Annotated in this window: 11 protein-coding genes and 4 pseudogenes; 13 read left to right on the top strand and 2 right to left on the bottom strand. The window is 59.8% G+C overall.

All coding sequences use genetic code 11. The features are described 5' to 3' along the window. Positions 1-10: 10 nt before the first annotated feature. Positions 11-748, bottom strand: a complete 738-nt coding sequence (locus ACWAT4_RS11970; RefSeq protein ID WP_449730595.1) for an SDR family NAD(P)-dependent oxidoreductase — start codon at positions 746-748, stop codon at positions 11-13. Between the two features lie 3 nt (positions 749-751). Further along, complete coding sequence (locus ACWAT4_RS11965) at positions 752-1,990, bottom strand: ABC transporter substrate-binding protein (RefSeq protein ID WP_449730594.1); 1,239 nt, start codon at positions 1,988-1,990, stop codon at positions 752-754. A gap of 685 nt (positions 1,991-2,675) precedes the next feature. On the opposite strand from ACWAT4_RS11965, the gene ACWAT4_RS11960 reads away from it, so the two are divergent. The 13 genes and pseudogenes from ACWAT4_RS11960 to ACWAT4_RS11900 form a co-directional block, all read left to right on the top strand. Continuing rightward, on the top strand, positions 2,676-3,815 hold the full coding sequence (locus ACWAT4_RS11960) for an ABC transporter substrate-binding protein (RefSeq protein WP_449730593.1): 1,140 nt from the start codon (positions 2,676-2,678) through the stop codon (positions 3,813-3,815). 43 nt (positions 3,816-3,858) lie between these two features. Beyond that, the gene (locus ACWAT4_RS11955) at positions 3,859-4,776 is read left to right on the top strand and encodes a branched-chain amino acid ABC transporter permease (RefSeq protein WP_338311035.1); all 918 of its coding nucleotides are present in this window, start codon (positions 3,859-3,861) and stop codon (positions 4,774-4,776) included. 12 nt (positions 4,777-4,788) lie between these two features. Then, complete coding sequence (locus ACWAT4_RS11950) at positions 4,789-5,778, top strand: branched-chain amino acid ABC transporter permease (protein WP_449730592.1); 990 nt, start codon at positions 4,789-4,791, stop codon at positions 5,776-5,778. Further along, positions 5,775-6,527 (top strand): ABC transporter ATP-binding protein, encoded by a 753-nt coding sequence (locus tag ACWAT4_RS11945; protein WP_449730591.1) that lies wholly within the window; start codon positions 5,775-5,777, stop codon positions 6,525-6,527. The genes ACWAT4_RS11950 and ACWAT4_RS11945 overlap by 4 nt, the downstream gene beginning before the upstream one ends. Further along, positions 6,527-7,225: an ABC transporter ATP-binding protein gene (locus ACWAT4_RS11940; RefSeq protein WP_449730590.1), complete on the top strand. Its 699-nt coding sequence runs from the start codon at positions 6,527-6,529 to the stop codon at positions 7,223-7,225. Before ACWAT4_RS11945 ends, ACWAT4_RS11940 begins: the two co-directional genes overlap by 1 nt. 62 nt (positions 7,226-7,287) lie before the next feature. After that, positions 7,288-7,533 (top strand): annotated as a pseudogene (locus ACWAT4_RS11935) (transposase); the annotation flags it as partial. A gap of 78 nt (positions 7,534-7,611) precedes the next feature. Continuing rightward, complete coding sequence (gene tnpA, locus ACWAT4_RS11930; RefSeq protein ID WP_449730291.1) at positions 7,612-8,013, top strand: IS66-like element accessory protein TnpA; 402 nt, start codon at positions 7,612-7,614, stop codon at positions 8,011-8,013. A 23-nt stretch (positions 8,014-8,036) separates the two neighbouring features. After that, positions 8,037-8,357, top strand: coding sequence for an IS66 family insertion sequence element accessory protein TnpB (gene tnpB, locus ACWAT4_RS11925; protein WP_449730292.1), 321 nt, complete (start codon positions 8,037-8,039; stop codon positions 8,355-8,357). A 54-nt stretch (positions 8,358-8,411) separates the two neighbouring features. Then, positions 8,412-9,176: pseudogene (locus ACWAT4_RS11920) on the top strand (IS66 family transposase); the annotation flags it as partial. A gap of 191 nt (positions 9,177-9,367) precedes the next feature. Next, positions 9,368-10,882 (top strand): IS21 family transposase, encoded by a 1,515-nt coding sequence (gene istA / locus ACWAT4_RS11915; protein WP_433995304.1) that lies wholly within the window; start codon positions 9,368-9,370, stop codon positions 10,880-10,882. Continuing rightward, positions 10,879-11,691 (top strand): IS21-like element helper ATPase IstB, encoded by an 813-nt coding sequence (gene istB, locus ACWAT4_RS11910; protein ID WP_208764263.1) that lies wholly within the window; start codon positions 10,879-10,881, stop codon positions 11,689-11,691. The genes istA and istB overlap by 4 nt, the downstream gene beginning before the upstream one ends. Before the next feature lie 128 nt (positions 11,692-11,819). Continuing rightward, positions 11,820-12,719: pseudogene (gene tnpC / locus ACWAT4_RS11905) on the top strand (IS66 family transposase); the annotation flags it as partial. Between the two features lie 70 nt (positions 12,720-12,789). Next, positions 12,790-12,895, top strand: a pseudogene (locus ACWAT4_RS11900) (IS5/IS1182 family transposase); the annotation flags it as partial. Position 12,896: the final 1 nt, after the last annotated feature.

The raw sequence follows: 12,896 nt of genomic DNA, 5'->3' as shown, positions 1-12,896 counted from the left end.
CCTCTAGCCGTCATGCGCGCTCACCAAGCGATCGGAAGTAGCCCTCGCGATCGACTGATATCGCTTTTCCGCGCTCCTTCGCTTCTGGTCCAACCAGCACTTCGGAGGCGCCCGCCTCGAGCGCGTTCAGGATTTCGTCGGCGGCCTCACGCGGACTGATTTTCGGAATGTCCAGTGAGGCGATCATCTCGGTGTCGATAGCTCCCGGCTTTGCAACCAGCACCTGAATGCCGGCGGGCGACAGCTCCGCTCTCAGAATATCCGCCATCGCGCCGGTAGCCGCCTTCGAAACGCAGTATGTCGCGAGTTCCAGGATCGGAGCGTCCGCCAGCGCAGAACCGGTGACGACGATGGCGCGATGCCCCTGCTGCTTACGCAGTTCCGGAAGCAGCGCGCGGATCACGCCCAGCGCTCCTAAATAGTTTACCTCAAGCTCGAGTCTTGCGGCCGCCAACCCGCCTTCTATCAAAAGTCCCTGCATACGGTTCACGCCCGCATTGCTGAAGACGAGTTGGGCGCCTGCGGCAGACGCCGCGAGCGCGTCCAAGTCAGACTGTACCGTCACGTCACATAACTGCCAGCAAACCCGCTCGCGCTCCTTTGGCAGCAGTGCGCCGTTGGGCATGGGCAGCACGTCGCTTGCCACCACGGACTCAGCGCCGCGGGCCAGGAGGGCTCTCACCAACGCGAGGCCAACCCCCTGCCTCGCACCTGTTACGACCGCTACCTTGCCCGCGACCTGCATCATGACTTAATCCGGAGCGACGTCTCGCCTGACGTCGAGGATTTCATATCCGCGCTTATTCCCGTCTGGCACCACCTTCACGAAATAGAAGTCGAGAAGCGGAAACTGCTTTCCGGCTGCGAACCGAAACCGACCCTGCGGCGAGTCAAAGTCGACCTTGCGGATGGCCTGGATCAATTGACCCGCCTCCGCCTTCCCGTTCGTCTGTTTCAGGCTTTCGCCAATGACTTGCCCAATCGTGTAACCCAAAGCTTCGTAATAGCCGCTCGGGGCGGAACCGTATTTTGCCTTGTAGTCAGCCACGAATTGCTTGTTCTGTGGGATGGATAGGGTTTCGAGATAGTGCGTGATCACGATGGCACCATCGGCTGCCGAGCCCATGGAGGGCAAAAGAACCCCATCCACGGTGCTGATGACACCCGTGAGCGGCATCGACTTGGTCTGCCCGAGATCCGCCCTTGCACGAACGTATTTGATGGCATCGCCGCCAGGAATTGCCGAAAGGACCGTATCTGCACTCGGCAAGCCGGCGAGGAAGGACAACCAATCGGCCGTGCCGAGGGGAATGAAGAGCTCGCTTTTGATAGTCCCCCCAGCAGAAGTAAAACCGCTCTTGAATCCCTCTGAGACCCGAATTCCGAAACCGTACTTTGAACTGACAATGTTAGCTGTCTTGTGTCCCAGTTTCGCGAACGCGTATTCGCCCATGAGCTTGCCCAGCTGCACAGCGTTCCAGCTCGGAACGAATACGTTCGGGTGCCTGACGTTTTCCGGGGGCTGACCGACCATTACGATGTTCGGAATGCCGGACGAACCGATGTAGTCCTGCGTGGCGGCTACGACATGGGCCAGAAAGGGCCCGACGAGCACATCCACCTTGTCGAGTTCGACTAGCTTGCGCACCTTCGCAAGGCCGGTCCCCGGATCGCCCGCATCGTCTTCGATGAGAAGCTTGAGATCCCTGCCGCCAGCTGTTCCGCCGATCTTCTCGAGATACAGCTTAAGGCCGTTGAGTTCGCTATTGTTGATATCCGCTGTGCCACCCGTAATGGATGCCACGACGCCAACCTTGAGCGGCTGTTCTTGTGCCACTGCGGGGACGGCCCCGACGGTCGCGATTGCGGCCAGTACCAGTAGCAGGCTCGCATGGATCAGCCAGCGCCTGCCAAGTGTGTTGGAGTTCTGCATATTTGCCCCTTGTCTCCCCGCCTGCAATGGCACGTAACCTTTCTCCTGAAATATCATGATTGTCAATCCACTTGCCTCTTCAAACGGGGGCCGCTGGGCTTCATAGGGCTTTTTGGCCGCCGCGAGCGCATCCCGCTGCTCGAAGGCTCTGCCGACGGTTCGCCCATATTCCGATGGACTCCTGGGACCCATTAAAGCCTTTATCCCCACACGACGCGAACTGTGCCGCTGATGCTTCAGACGATTCTTGAGAAGCGCTGCTGGGACAAGCCAATGCACGGCGCGAGCGCAGCGCCTGCGGTCGTAGCGCGCCAAGACTGGCGGCGGACACGGTCCTCGAAGGGTTACGCCAGATGGAAATCTCCTGAAGCCGGGATATCCACCCGGCCGCACGTTCGGCGAGATGCCCGTGCGTCACGACGCATTGGGATAGGTACGCTTCAGACGCGCCCACACTCATACGGCATTCCGGACTCGCGCCACGCCCCCCGCTTCTTGGTCGCGTGACCAGCCGTCACTCAGTCGCACGAAGTTATCGCGTGGTCGCTACATTCGCCGTCGCGCGGCAGCCCCGGAAGGCGGACGCGCTTCTTGGTTGTCCCGCTCCTCTCCATGGCCGGCACTCAATACTCATTGACTTCATCTGATATTTCATCAAAAGTATCAAAAAGGGGAGGCTCACGGAATGCGTATTTCTCGCAGCAGTACTTTGACGTTAGGTGCCCTGGCAGGAGCGCTCACGATGAGCTCCAGTTATCCTGCCGCGGCACAGCAGGACGCTCCGATAAAAATAGGCGTTGTGGCAACGCTTTCCGGACCAGGAGCGAACGTTGGCCAACAAATTCGCGACGGGTTCAATCTCGCGATCAAAGATCTCAACGGCAAGATGGGCAACCGCAAGGTCGAGGTGTTTGTCATCGACGATGAGCTGAAGCCCGACGTAGCCGTCACCAAGGTGAAGGGGCTCTTGGAGCGCGACAAGGTCGATTTCGTGGTAGGGCCCGTCTTCGGGAACGTACTGCTCGCTATCGAAAAGCCGATTTCGGCGTCGCAAGTCTTCCTGATCAGCCCCAATTCAGGCCCCTCCAACCTCGCTGGAAAAGCCTGCAGCCCTTACTTCTTTGTCACTTCCTATCAAAACGACCAGGTAAGTCAGATCCTCGGCAAAGTGGCTCAGGAGCGCGGCTATAAGAGGGTTTATGTACTTGTACCTAACTATCAAGGTGGCAAGGACGCCGTTGCGGGCTTCAAAACAGACTTCAAAGGCGAGTTGGTGGAAGAATCGTACGTACCGCTAAACACGCTCGATTTTCAATCGGAGCTTTCAAAAATCGCGGCCTTGAATCCCGATGCGATATTTACCTTCATGCCGGGTGGCATGGGAGTTAACCTCGTGAAGCAGTACAGGCAGGCCGGGTTGGCCGACTCGATTCCATTCCTCTCTGCCTTCACAGTCGACGAAATGACGCTGCCAGCGCAGAGGTCTGCAGCATTAGGCATGTTTGGCGGCGCCAACTGGGCTCCGAATCTCGACCTTCCGCAAAGCAAGCAATTCGTATCGGCCTACGAGGCAGCCTACAATACCGTTCCTGGTGCCACTGGGTTTCAAGCCTATGACGCCGCGATGCTGATCGACAGCGCCGTGCGAGCGACTAACGGCGATCTTAGCGACAAGAAAGCCGTCCGGGCTGCATTGAAGCGCGCCGATTTCAAATCGCTGCGTGGCTCGTTCAAGTTCAATACCAACGGTTACCCGATTCAGGACTTTTATCTCGTAAAAGCGGCATTGCGCCCTGACGGCAAATTCCAGACTGAGATTGTCCAGAAGATATTCTCAAATAGCGCGGACCAGTTTGCCAAAGACTGCACAATCAACGACTGATGTTGAACAGGCACGATACCCTTGTGATACCGGCTGCGCACACATGACGCTCACCTTGGCTTTGGTTCAGGTCCTCAATGGACTACAATTTGGACTTATCCTCTTTTTGATAGCGGCTGGTCTCACCATCGTCTTCGGAGTGATGGACTTCATCAATCTTGCACATGGCGTGCAATATATGGTGGGGGCTTATCTAGTCGCTGTTTTTAGCGCGTATACCGAAAGTTTCGCCGTCGGGCTTGTTCTCGCGTTGTGTCTTTCACTGGCACTTGGCCTGTTGTTGGAAGTCTCGGTTTTTCGTCATCTCTACGGTGCTGATTACCTCTATCAGGTTCTCGCGACATTTGGCGTTATCGTCTTTGTCGATCACACCCTCAAGTTCATCTTCGGAGCGGCTCCGCTTAGCGTGGCAATTCCTGACATCCTGTCAGGCACAGTGACTATCGCGCCGGGGATGCGCTATCCCGTCTATCGGCTTGTGGTCATCGCGTCAGGGATTGCCGTCGCGCTTCTATGTGCCTGGATGGTCAATCGCACCCGGTTGGGTATGCTTGTTCGTGCTGGCGCGAGCAACGCCCCCCTTGTGTCGGCGCTCGGAGTCAACATTCGGCTCCTCTTCACTGTGGTCTTCGGCCTGGGCGCGATGTTGGCGGGTTTCGCCGGCGCCCTCACGGCCCCGATTCTCTCAGTCGAACCTGGGATCGGCGCCAATGTCTTAATTCTAGCTTTCGTCGTAATCGTGATCGGGGGGGTTGGCTCGATACGCGGCTCGTTTGTTGCGGCTCTGCTGATTGGCCTAACCGATACGCTTGGCCGCAGTTTTGCTCCTCTCCTGCTTCGAGCTGTCTTCGATCCGTCGACCGCGAGCCAAGTCGGTCGCGCCCTCGCACCCATGCTGATCTACATTCTGATGGCTGCGGTGCTTTTCTTCCGACCGGCCGGCAACCTTTCAACCCGCTAGCGGAGCGTTTACGTGTCATCACAAGCTGCGCAATCATTAGAACGCGCAAGATTCTTTCGCACCGAAGTTCGCACGCAACGAGCAATTCTGGTGCCGTTGTTGTGTTTTGTGCCTTTGGCCGTCGTGCCGATGCTGCCTGAGGCGCTCGCGTCGAGCTTTGTTGTTGCACTTGTCACACGTACGATGATCTTCGCATTAGCAGCGATGTCGCTCGATTTCCTCATAGGGTACGTGGGGCTTGTCAGCCTCGGTCATTCCGCATTTGTCGCACTTGGCGCGTATTCTGTTGGGTTGCTGAGTTTTCATGGACATTCCAGCCTCGTTATTCATATGGCGGCAGCAATCATTGCCGCTGGAGGTTTCGCGATTTTCACCGGGGCAATATCACTTCGAACCCGTGGCGTGTATTTCATTATGATAACGCTTGCCTTCGGCCAGATGCTCTATTTCCTCGGCACGTCTCTTTCGGCATATGGCGGCGATGATGGAATGAGTTTGGCAAGGCGCAGTCAGCTTTATGGCTTCTCCGTCCTGAATGACCCTCTTGTCTTTTACTACCTGGTTTTCGCCATCCTGCTGGGCGCCTATTTGCTCTGCCGCTTGCTTGTTGCCTCACGCTTCGGACGCGTACTTCGCGGATTGAAGGAAAACCCGGTCCGGATGGCCGCAATCGGTTTCCCATCTTTCAGGTATCAATTAACTGCCTATGTCCTTTCTGGCATGATCGCTGGCATTGCCGGCGTTCTGCTTGCAAACCAGAGCGAATTCGTGAGCCCCGCAGCTGCATCCTGGCAGCGGTCGGGCGAGCTGATTTTCATGGTGGTCCTCGGTGGGGCAGGTTCTCTGCATGGTGCGATTGTTGGTGCATTTGTCTTCGCTCTCCTCGAGGAATATCTTTCGCAACTCACCGAGCATTGGGGAATGATCTTTGGCCCCCTGTTGATATTGGCAGCACTATTCGCCCGCAAAGGGTTGATCGGTTATCTGGAAATCCGGCGATGACGAGACCGATTCTTGAGCTTGAGCGACTGTGCAAGAGCTATGGCGCTCTATGCGTAACCGACAACGTGTCTCTTGCCGTCATGCCGGGGGAACTGCACGCGATCATAGGTCCCAACGGTGCAGGAAAGACGACATTGATACATCAGGTATCGGGTCTCCTCAGATCGGACACGGGGCGGATTAGATTTGACGGACGAGACGTCACTGCATGTCCGATCGACGTTCGGGCCAATATGGGTCTCGTGCGGTCGTTCCAGATCGTTTCAATCTTTCCCAACTTCACGGTTCTCGAGAACGTCGCCATTGCCGCACAGGCTGGAGCCGGGTCGAGTTTTAGCTTCTTCGACAATGCGGCGGCAGACGAGGACCTAAACGACATCGCGTACACTCAACTCGCCCGCGTTGGATTGCGTGAGAAGGCGGATTCACTTGCGTGCTTTCTTTCGCACGGAGAGAAGCGACAATTGGAGCTTGCGATTGCTCTCGCGACAAACCCCAAGCTTTTACTGCTTGACGAGCCATTGGCTGGCACGAGTCACGACGAATCTAGGCAGGTGATGGATCTGTTGAACTCATTGAAGCGCCAACTACCAATGATCTTGGTTGAACACGACATGGAGGCGGTCTTTGCGCTGTCGGACACGGTTTCTGTACTGGTCGCGGGCCGGATCATTGCCAGCGGTTCTCCTGAGAGCGTCCGAGGGAACGCAGAAGTGCGCGCCGCTTACCTCGGCGAAGAGGTAGCTTGATGTTGAGCGTTTCAGGTCTGCAGGCGTCATACGGCGCGGCACAGGTGCTTTTCGATGTTTCCATCGACGTCGAGGAAGGCCAAGTCGTCACCCTGCTTGGCCGCAACGGAATGGGCAAAACGACCACGGTGAAAACCATTCTTGGCTTATTGCCTCCCCGTGGGGGAACAATCGTGTTCGATGGAAAACAAGTGGCAGGGCTGCCTTCCTACCAAATTGCAAAACTGGGAATTGGCCTGGTACCCGAGGGGCGTCAGTGCTTTCCCACATTGACGGTCGCGGAAAATCTCGTCGCCACCGCAGCTAAGCGCGAAAGGCGGAATCGATGGACATTGCAGTCGGTATATCAATTGTTTCCGCGCCTCGAGGAGCGCCAGAACAACTTGAGCACCCGGCTCTCTGGCGGTGAGCAGCAAATGCTGGCGATCGGCCGGGCTTTGATGACTAATCCGAAGCTTCTGATTCTTGATGAAGCCACCGAAGGCCTCGCTCCGCTGGTACGTGGTGAGATCTGGGACTGTCTCCGACAGCTTAAAAGTGAAGGGTATGCGATCGTCGTGATCGACAAACACGTCGATGCCCTTACGTCCCTCGCCGATCGACACTTCGTCGTAGAGAAGGGACGAATCGTTTGGACCGGGAGCAGCAGCGAACTTCGCAGCGACCCAACCGTCAAAGATCGGTTTCTGCACGTGTAAAATTGCGAGGCCTCCTCGGAGCCTGAGAAAAAAGTTGAGCGGTTATGGTAGGCTTGTGATTGCTTCGGGATGTCCATGGTGCCGTCCCCATGTTGGAGGGCTGCCGAGGCCGCTTCCCTAGGCTCGAGCACGTCTGTGCCGATCGGTCTATCGCGGCAAACAGCTCGCCAACGCACTCTCAAAAATGCGGACCGTGGAGGATCGACATCGTCCAGCGACCGCCCGGGGTCAAGGGCTTCCAGCTCCCGCCCAGGCGCTGGGTCCTCGAGCGCATCTTCGCATGGATAGGAAGATGCCGGCGCCTCTCCGTATCCCTCCGCCAAAGGCCGCCTTGTTTGACGAACGCGATCGCTGCAGGTCCTAGGGGTAATCCTAGGAGAAGCGCTATGACGATTTCGAGGGCGGAGGTGATCACATCGGTCGAGCGGCGGCGCCGGTGGTCGCAGGATGAGAAGGAACGGCTAGTAGCAGCATCGCTCGAGCCCGGAGCCAATGTTTCCGAGGTGGCTCGCATGGCCGGCCTTCATGTGAGCCAGCTGTTCCGGTGGCGCAAAGAGCTTTGTAAGCAAGGTGAAGCGAGTATAGCGCCGTTCGTGCCGGTCGAGATTGGGCCGTCTGTGCCGCCGCGGGAGGTGGCCGAAGCGCCATTGACGACGACGGCGGCGCGTCGACGGAAGAGCCAGGGCATCATCGAGATCGATCTTGGTAGCGGGCACCGCATCCGGGTCGATGGCGACGTTGATGGAGACGCGCTACGTCGCGTTCTCGATGCTTTGGTACGCCGATGATCCCGGTTCCAACGGGCGCGCGAGTGTGGCTCGCGACGGGCTACACGGACATGCGCCGAGGCTTTCCGTCGTTGGCACTCCAAGTGCAGGAGGTGCTGCGCAAGGACCCGCTCAGCGGTCATCTGTTCGTCTTCCGCGGTCGCCGAAGCGATCTTGTGAAGGTGATCTGGCACGATGGCCAGGGAGCATGCCTGTTCACCAAGAGGCTCGAGAGAGGAAGGTTCATCTGGCCATCGGTTGCCGGCGAAGCAGTGACGATCTCGCCGGCGCAGATGAGCTACCTGTTGTCCGGAATCGATTGGCGCACCCCTCAAGAAACCCACCGTCCGACGCGGGTCGGATAGTCGTTTTACGGCTTGCTTCTTTGCTTCTGCTGCTTGATCTGATTCAATGGCTTCATGATGTCGAAGCCGGACGACCATCCATCGGATCTTGCGAGTGCCTTGGCGGCGCTGCAGGCCGAGCGTGAGGCGCGGCTGCAAGCCGAGGCAGTAGCTGCCAGTGCGCGGGCGGAGTTGTCGGCCAACGAGGCGCTGGTCGCGCATCTTGAGCTGCGGATCGAGAAGCTCAAGCGCGAACTGTACGGGCAGCGCTCCGAGCGCACGGCGCGGCTGATCGAGCAATTGGAATTGGAGCTCGAAGAACTCGTTACCACGGCGAGCGAGGACGAGCTTGCCGCTCAGGCCGCGGCGACGAAAACCCAGGCCGTGCGCGCCTTCACGCGTAAGCGGCCGGTACGCAAGCCGTGGCCGGACGACATCGAACGCGAGCGCATCGTCATCGAGGCCCCGACGAGCTGTGCATGCTGCGGCGGATCGCGCCTGGCGAAGCTGGGCGAGGATGTGACCGAGACGCTGGAGGAGATCCCGCGCCGGTTCAAGCTGATCGAGACGGTGCGGGAAAAGTTCACCTGCCGCGATTGCGAGAAGATCAGCCAGCCGCCGGCACCGTTCCATGCCACGCCGCGCGGCTTCATCGGTCCGCAATTGCTGGCGACGATCTTGTTCGACAAGTTCGGCATGCATATCCCGCTCAACCGCCAGAGTGTGCGCTTTAAGGCCGAGAGGATCGACCTGCCGCTGTCGACGCTGGCCGACCAGGTCGGCCACGGGACCTTCGCCGTCATGCCGCTCTTCCAGCTGATCGAGCGCCATGTGCTGTCGCGCGGCGATCAGGATGGAAGGCAGCGTCAATCAAGGTGAGAGAGTTTCGCTGGGCTCGTGACGTAGGGAGGGCGTAGCCCGACCGGAGTTACGAGCCCAGCGTCGGCGCGATCCGAGGAGGACCGCGCCGACTGGTGATCGCGGCCGGCGGGGTTATGCAAGTGGTTCTTCCGCCAAGAGGAATCACTCGCGTGCCCGGCCGACACATCACAGATCACCAGATGAGGCTCTACATGAAGTACCGTCAGACCGATAGCCCGCCAGTGGCGGCGGCCAAGGCGTCATTCAGTGCGTCGACCGCCTATCGGATCGAGAGAGACCCCCGATTTCCATCGCAAAGGAAGGCGCCCCGCGGCCGGCGACGGCCGGACCCGTTGAGCGACGTGTTCGAGACCGAGATCGTCCCGATCCTGAAGGCGGCACCTGGCTTACGCCCGGTGGCGGTGTTCGAGGAGATGCTGCGGCGTCATCCGGATCTCGGCAGCGGTATCCGTCGTACCCTGGAACGTCGGATCCGTGCCTGGCGGGCGATCCACGGCGAGGAGCAGGAGGTGATCTTCCGCCAAACCCACGAGCCTGGCCAACTCGGCCTCTCCGACTTCACAGACATGGACGAATTGGGTGTTACGATTGCGGGTGCACCGTTGGATCATCGTCTCTATCACTTCCGTTTGGCCTATTGCGGATTCGAGCACGCCCACGTCGTGCTTGGCGGCGAGAGCTTCGTTGCCTTGGCCGAAGGCCTGCAGAATGCCCTCTGGTCGCTCGGTGGGGCGCCGCGGGAGCATCGGACCGACAGTCTGTCGGCCGCATTCTGCAATCTCGATCGTGATGCACGGGACGATCTGACGCAGCGATACGAGGCCCTTTGTGCCCATTACGGCATGCGGCCTTCCCGCAACAATCGAGGCGTTGCTCACGAGAATGGTTCGATCGAAGGGCCCCACGGTCATCTCAAGCGAGCAATCGCGGACGCCTTGCTGCTGCGCGGAACTGTCGACTTCGACGATCTTGCCACCTATCGCGGCTTCATCGACGAGATCGTCAGCCGCCGCAATGCCCGCAACGCCAAGCGGATCGATGGCGAGCGCGTGGTATTGCAGGAGCTGCCCGATCGGCGCACCTCGGACTACGAAGAGGTGATCGTCCGCGTGACGTCCTCGGGCGGCTTCACCCTGCGCAAGGTGTTCTACACGGTGCCATCGCGCCTGATCGGTCACCGGCTGCGGGTGCGCCTTTACGATGATCGTCTCGACGTGTTCGTCGGCGGCACCCATCTCGTCACCCTGCCGCGTGGGCGGCCGCATCCCAATGGCAAGTACGACCAGGTCGTCGATTATCGGCACGTGATCCATTCCCTGCGGCGCAAGCCGATGGCGCTTCTCAATCTGGTCTACCGAGATCGGCTGTTCCCGCGCGATGCCTATCGAAAGACCTTCGATCGCTTGCGCGAACGCTTGCCGGACAAAAAAGCCTGCCGGATCATGGTCGATCTCCTCGCGCTCGCTCATGAACGCGGCTGCGAGACCGAACTCGCCGATCAGCTCACCGCCGACCTTGAGGCCGGCCAACTGCCCGACCTCAACCGGCTACGTGCTCACTTCGCCCCCGATCCCGCCAACCTGCCGAACGTCGTGGTGCAGCTCGTGCCGCTTGCGACCTACGAATGCCTCATCGGTACCGCCGAGACCGGAGGTGCCGCATGAGCGTAACGAACACGGTTGATGCCGCGCGCCTCAATCTGTTGCTCAATGAGCTCCGGCTGCCTGCCATCAAGGTGCTGTGGGCGCAATTTGCCGAACAGTCCGACAAGGAAGGCTGGCCGGCCGGCCGCTTCCTCGCGACCATCGCCGAGCACGAGATCGCCGAACGCGGCCGCCGTCGGATCGAACGGCACCTTGTCGAAGCACGTTTGCCCGCCGGAAAGACCTTCGACAGCTTCGACTTCGAAGCCGTGCCGATGATCTCGAAGGCGCAGGTGATGGCGCTCGCCGCTGGTGACAGCTGGCTGGGCAAGGGCGCCAATTTGCTGTTGTTCGGCCCGCCCGGCGGCGGAAAGAGCCACTTGGCGGCAGCGATTGGCCTGGCCCTCATCGAGAACGGATGGCGCGTCCTCTTCACCCGGACCACCGATCTCGTGCAGAAGCTCCAGCTGGCGCGACGCGAGCTCAACCTCGAGGCGGCCATCAATCGTCTCGATCGCTTCGATCTCCTGATCCTTGATGATCTCGCTTACGTCACAAAGGATCAGGCCGAGACCAGCGTGCTGTTCGAGCTCATCAGTGCACGCTACGAGCGCCGCTCGATGCTGATCACCGCCAATCAGCCATTCGGCGAATGGAATAGGGTCTTCCCGGATCCCGCCATGACCCTCGCCGCTATCGATCGCCTCGTTCACCACGCCACCATCGTCGAGATGAACGTCGAGAGCTATCGCAGACGAACCGCCCTCGAACGAAAACGCGGTCCAGGACGGCCGCCATCGCACGCGACACCTAAAACCGTCGCTGATTGACGCTGCGCGACAATCAGAGTTCAACAAAACTCTTGCGCGCGACAATCATCGCGGCAATCATCATCAGGCCGCGACACTGCCTCGCCATCCTAATTGCCGCGCACTTCCTACCCAGATTGCCGCGCTACAATGTGCTGTCGGCCGAGCGCCTTCATGGCGACGACACCACCATCCGCATCCTGGCCAAGAGCAAGTGCACGACCGGCCGGATCTGGACCTATGTGCGCGACGATCGGCCCTACGGTGGGCCTGCGCCGCCGGCGGCAGTCTATTACGCCTCGAGCGACCGACGGGGCGAGCATCCCCAGAAGCATCTGGCTGCCTTCACCGGCATCCTGCAGGCGGATTGCTACAACGGCTTCGAGCCTCTGTTCGACCCGCAGAGGAAGGTGCTGCCGATCACGCCGGCATTCTGCTTCGCCCACGCGCGGCGGGGCTTCTTCGAACTGGCCGACATCGAGAAAACCGCCCGGGACGGACAGAAAGGCAAACCGGTCTCCCCGATCGCGCTGGAGGCGGTCAGGCGTCTGGATGTGTTGTTCGAGATCGAGCGCGCCCTCAACGGCAGCAGTGCCGACGGGCGGTGTGCCGTGCGCCAGGAGAGAAGCAAGCCGCTTCTCGACGACATGCACGCCTGGCTGCTCCGCGAGCGAGAAACCCTATCGCGTTCCTCCGAGGTCCTGAAGCCCATGAACTACATGCTCAGGCGCTGGGACGACTTCGCCCGCTTCCTCGACGATGGCAGGATCTGTCTCAGTAATAACGCCGCTGAAAGAGCGTTGCGCGGCATCGCGTTGGGCAGGCGCAACTGGACCTTCGCCGGTAGCCTGCGCGGCGCCGACCGTGCCGCCATCATGCTGACGATGATCACGACCTGTCGTCTCAACGACGTCGATCCGAAAGCCTGGCTCGCCGACGTGCTCGCCCGCATCGCCGATCTTCCCGCATCGCGTCTGCACGAACTGCTGCCCTGGGAATGGAGGCTTCTGTGCCAAGCCGGCAAGCCCGACGATCAGCAAGCCGCCTGACCTTCACCCAACGCTATCATACAGCTCGCCACGCCCGCGCGCATGCGTCAATCAGGCGGCCTTCGTCGTATGCGTACGCCTCTCCAAAGACCTCGAAGGGCTCTGCCGCTACCGAGCTCGCCTGGCTGCTGGCCGCCCATCCGAGGCTCTTGGTTCGCCGCCTCACCAGGCCCTAAA

This window comes from Bradyrhizobium sp. T-1 (assembly GCF_053592855.1).
The sequence above is the reverse complement of the archived record's forward strand: the minus strand, read 5'-3'. Positions and strand labels throughout refer to the sequence as shown.

What these genes read in the sequence shown, in the direction of transcription:
- ACWAT4_RS11970 (WP_449730595.1), bottom strand. Translation starts at nt 748, where the DNA reads ATGATGCAGGTCGCGGGCAAGGTAGCGGTCGTAACAGGTGCGAGGCAG.
- ACWAT4_RS11965 (WP_449730594.1), bottom strand. Translation starts at nt 1,990, where the DNA reads ATGATATTTCAGGAGAAAGGTTACGTGCCATTGCAGGCGGGGAGACAA.
- ACWAT4_RS11960 (WP_449730593.1), top strand. Translation starts at nt 2,676, where the DNA reads ATGAGCTCCAGTTATCCTGCCGCGGCACAGCAGGACGCTCCGATAAAA.
- ACWAT4_RS11955 (WP_338311035.1), top strand. Translation starts at nt 3,859, where the DNA reads ATGACGCTCACCTTGGCTTTGGTTCAGGTCCTCAATGGACTACAATTT.
- ACWAT4_RS11945 (WP_449730591.1), top strand. Translation starts at nt 5,775, where the DNA reads ATGACGAGACCGATTCTTGAGCTTGAGCGACTGTGCAAGAGCTATGGC.
- ACWAT4_RS11940 (WP_449730590.1), top strand. Translation starts at nt 6,527, where the DNA reads ATGTTGAGCGTTTCAGGTCTGCAGGCGTCATACGGCGCGGCACAGGTG.
- tnpA (WP_449730291.1), top strand. Translation starts at nt 7,612, where the DNA reads ATGACGATTTCGAGGGCGGAGGTGATCACATCGGTCGAGCGGCGGCGC.
- istB (WP_208764263.1), top strand. Translation starts at nt 10,879, where the DNA reads ATGAGCGTAACGAACACGGTTGATGCCGCGCGCCTCAATCTGTTGCTC.